Source organism: Bradyrhizobium sp. (genome assembly GCF_019244115.1).
Lineage (GTDB): Bacteria > Pseudomonadota > Alphaproteobacteria > Rhizobiales > Xanthobacteraceae > Bradyrhizobium.
In genome coordinates, this window is sequence record NZ_JAFATE010000611.1 from 1 (window position 1) to 3,577 (window position 3,577).

The 3,577-nt window shown below is 65.8% G+C and carries 2 protein-coding genes and 2 pseudogenes; all 4 read right to left on the bottom strand.

Annotated elements, in window-relative coordinates; all coding sequences use genetic code 11:
• Positions 1 to 213 (bottom strand): annotated as a pseudogene (locus JOZ76_RS26915) (ABC transporter permease); the annotation flags it as partial.
• Positions 210 to 1,190 carry an ABC transporter permease gene (locus tag JOZ76_RS26920; protein WP_291703814.1) on the bottom strand — a complete coding sequence of 327 codons (981 nt, stop codon included), beginning with the start codon at positions 1,188 to 1,190 and terminating at the stop codon, positions 210 to 212. The pseudogene JOZ76_RS26915 and the gene JOZ76_RS26920, both read right to left, overlap by 4 nt.
• Positions 1,191 to 1,192: 2 nt before the next feature.
• A complete protein-coding gene (locus JOZ76_RS26925) occupies positions 1,193 to 2,731 on the bottom strand; it encodes a sugar ABC transporter ATP-binding protein (protein WP_291703816.1) in 1,539 nt (512 codons plus the stop codon).
• A gap of 425 nt (positions 2,732 to 3,156) precedes the next feature.
• A pseudogene (locus JOZ76_RS26930) lies at positions 3,157 to 3,577 on the bottom strand (ribose ABC transporter substrate-binding protein); the annotation flags it as partial.

The window sequence follows — 3,577 nt, forward strand, 5'->3', positions numbered from 1 at the left end:
CACCAGCATCATGCCGGTTGCGATGACGCCGAGAAAACTCGCGACCTTCAATTGCTGCAGCAGATATTCCGGCGACAGAAAACTGCGCGAATAGAGGCTGCCGAGCAGCAGCAGCAGCACGATGCAGCCGAACGCGGTCAGGACGGCGGGATCGAGACGGCGCAGGAAGGCGGGCAGCCGGATCGCCGGGCGTGGGGCGGTTGCCTCGCTCATCCGAACCACTCCAGGCGGTTGCGCACCTGGAACAGGCCGAACGCGCCGATCGAGACCGCCAGCATCAGCACCACGCCCTGGAACAGCGGCTGCCAGAGCGGATCGAAATCGAACACGAACAACAGGTCGCCGATGGTCCGAAACGCGAGTGCGCCAAAAATCGCGCCGATGGCGCTGCCGCGCCCGCCCATCAGCGAGACGCCGCCGAGCACCACGGCCGCGATCGAGAACAGCGTATAGGCATTGCCGCTGGCATAGGCCGCCTCGCCCGTATACGAGAAGAAGGTGAGAAACAGCCCGCCGATCGATGCGAGCAGTCCCGCCAGCGTGTAGGCGAAAAATTTGGCGCGCTGGATCGGAACGCCGGACAGGTAGGCCGCCGTCTCCGCCGAGCCTTTCGTATATGCGGCGCGGGCGACCACCGAGAGGCTATAGGGCACCCAGATGATCAGCACCGCGAGCGCGAGCACCACGAGGCTCGCGGGAAGGAAGCCAAACAGGCGGCCGGTCATCGCGTCGGCCAGGGTCTCGTTGACCGATCCGCCCGGATTGGGCCGCAGGAACAGCGCGATGCCGTAAAACATCGCCCCGGTCGCAATGGTGGTCACGATCGGTTGCAGCCGGCCAAAAATGACGATCGCCCCGTTGAGCGCGCCGCAGGCGAGCCCGGTGGCCAGCACGCCCACGACGCCGAGCGCCGTCTCCGCGGCCGAGCCGACCACGATCGCGGAGGCGACGCAGTTGGTGAGCGTCAGCACCATGCCGACCGACAGATCGATGCCGGCGGTGATCACCACCAGCGCCTGCGCCATCGCAACGAAAGCGAGCAGCACGCCCTTATTGGCAGCGGTCTGTACCATGTTGACGCCAAAGCCGGCCGGATGGTTGGTCGCGTAGATCGCGAACATCACGGCAAAGATGCCGATCGCCGTCAGCGTGCCCTGCTGTTCCGAAAGCCAGTAACGCCAGTCCTTCATGATCAGATCTTGCCCGCCGCCTGAGTGGCATCTTGCACGTTCAGCGCGCTGGACACTAGCGCGCGCTCGGTGATCTCGGCGCCCATGAGTTCCCTTGTCACCGCGCCATCATACATCACGAGCACGCGGTCGCAGCAGCCGATCAGTTCGTCATAGTCGGTCGAATAGAACAGGATCGCCGCCCCCTCGTCGGCGAGGCGGCGCAGCAGCCGGTAAATCTCCTGCTTGGTGCCAACGTCGATACCGCGCGTCGGGTCGTTGAGCAGGATGATGCGCGGCCTGTTCATCAGCCATTTGGCGATGACGACCTTCTGCTGGTTGCCGCCTGACAAGGCGCCGACGGCAATGTCGGGCGAGGCGGTCTTGATCTCCAGCTGGCGGATCACCTCGTCCACGAGTTCAGACTGCCGCTCCTTGTCGATCACACCGAAGCGGGCGATGCGGCCGAACGCGGCCGCGGACAGGTTGTCCTTAACCGACATCGGCAGCATCAAGCCTTCGGTCTTGCGGTCCTCCGGGATCAAAGCGAGACCGTTCTGCGCCGATTTTGCCGCGCCCGGGCTCTCGATCGTGACTTTGGCGCCATCGACGAGAACGTCGCCGCGGCAGTCGCGCAGCACGCCGAACAGCGCCAGCAGCAGTTCGCGCTGGCCCTGGCCGTCGAGGCCGCCGAGCCCGATGATCTCGCCCGCACGGAGCGAGAAGGAGATGTCCTTCAAGCGTCCGTTCCAGCTCAGCCCCCGGCATTGCAGCGCCGGCGGCTTGCCACTCTCCTTCACGCCGGGCTTTGCGGGAAACACATGCGCATATTCGCGGCCGATCATCAGCTCGATCACCTGCGCGTCCGTCTTGCTGCCAGCGGCGAAGGTCGCGATCTTGCGGCCGTTGCGGAACACCGTGCATTCGTCGGCGAGTTCGGCGATCTCATGCATCCGGTGCGAAATGTAGAGCAGCGCCAGTCCCTCGGCGCGCAGGCGTTTGAGCACGGCGAACACGCGCGCGACATCGGAGGCCGTGAGCGCCGACGTTGCCTCGTCGAGGATCAGAATCCTCGGCCGCCGGGCGAGCGCCTTCGCGATCTCGACCATCTGCCGGCGCGACAGCGGCAGGTCCTTCACCAGCGCGCGGGGGTGGATGTCGTCCGCCCCCGCCCGCGCCAGCGCTTCCTCAGCGAGCTTGCGCTGCGCTTGCCGGTCGATCATGCCGAGCCGCGTCGGCGGACGGCTGATGGCGATGTTGTCCGCGACCGACAGGTCTGGGATCAGCGACAGCTCCTGGAAGATGCAGACGATGCCGGCATCGGAAGCAGCCGCCGGGCTCGTGAAGACGACCTCGCTTCCGCTCAGCGTCATGCGCCCTTGGTCCGGCGCGACCACGCCGGCCATGATCTTGATCAGCGTCGATTTGCCGGCGCCGTTCTCGCCGAGGATGGCGTGAATCCGCCCTTCGCGGACATCGAGGTCGGCCTTCTCGAGCGCAACGACGCCGCCGTAACGTTTTGAGACGCCCTCGACCCGAAACAGCGGCGCGGCCGCGTCCATGCTCTACCCTTGTTCTTCGATACCCGGTTCTTCGTCGATGGCGTGGCGGTGCTTCAACTACCCTCCCCTTGCGGGGAGGGGTCGGGGGGGTGCCAGGCACTCCGACCTTTCGTGGGGACCCCCCTCCCCGACCCTCCCCCGCAAGGCAGGGCTATCGCATATGAGTGCCACTCTCTCCGTTTGCCTCCCCCGCTTGCGGGGGAGGTCGCCGCGCTTGCGCGGCGGGTGGGGGCCGGCCCCGGCCTCGGCTGCAGCCTTTTTCGCACGACGCCCCCACCCCAGCCCTCCCCCGCAAGCGGGGGAGGGAGCGCACCGCCAGCGTTCGAACGCCATATGCGATTGCCCTGCCCCGCAAGGGGGGAGGGGCGCACTGCGGATGCCGCACCAGTCTAGTCTCGTTTCATCACTATCCTGTCAGACGAGACTTACTGGTTCTCCTTCGTCTGCCCCATGATCTCCTGCGCGGTGAAATTGATGCCGCAGGTCGGGAAGGAGTTGCCGACGAAGAAGTTGTTGGACTGGTCGGGGAAGTAGTCCTGATCTTTCTTGAAGTTGGGATCCTCGACGATGGCAAGCGGCAGCTTGACCGATTGCGGAACGACCTGGCCTTCGAGCGCCGCGAGCGCGACCTTGATCGCGACCGCGACCTGCGCAGGACCGGTGCCGGCCGACGAACATTTCAGCCCCTCAGAGGCATGCGCCGCGCAGAATTTGCGAAAACCGTTCTCGGTTTCGCCGCCGAACGGCACCATCTTCTGCTTGGCATCCATCATCGCCTGGACGATGCCGGTGTCGCCGCCCTGGCCGGTGATGCCGTCGAACGGTCCGTTGGTGGCGATCGCGTCG

What these genes read in the sequence shown, in the direction of transcription:
- JOZ76_RS26920 (WP_291703814.1), bottom strand. Translation starts at nt 1,190, where the DNA reads ATGAAGGACTGGCGTTACTGGCTTTCGGAACAGCAGGGCACGCTGACG.
- JOZ76_RS26925 (WP_291703816.1), bottom strand. Translation starts at nt 2,731, where the DNA reads ATGGACGCGGCCGCGCCGCTGTTTCGGGTCGAGGGCGTCTCAAAACGT.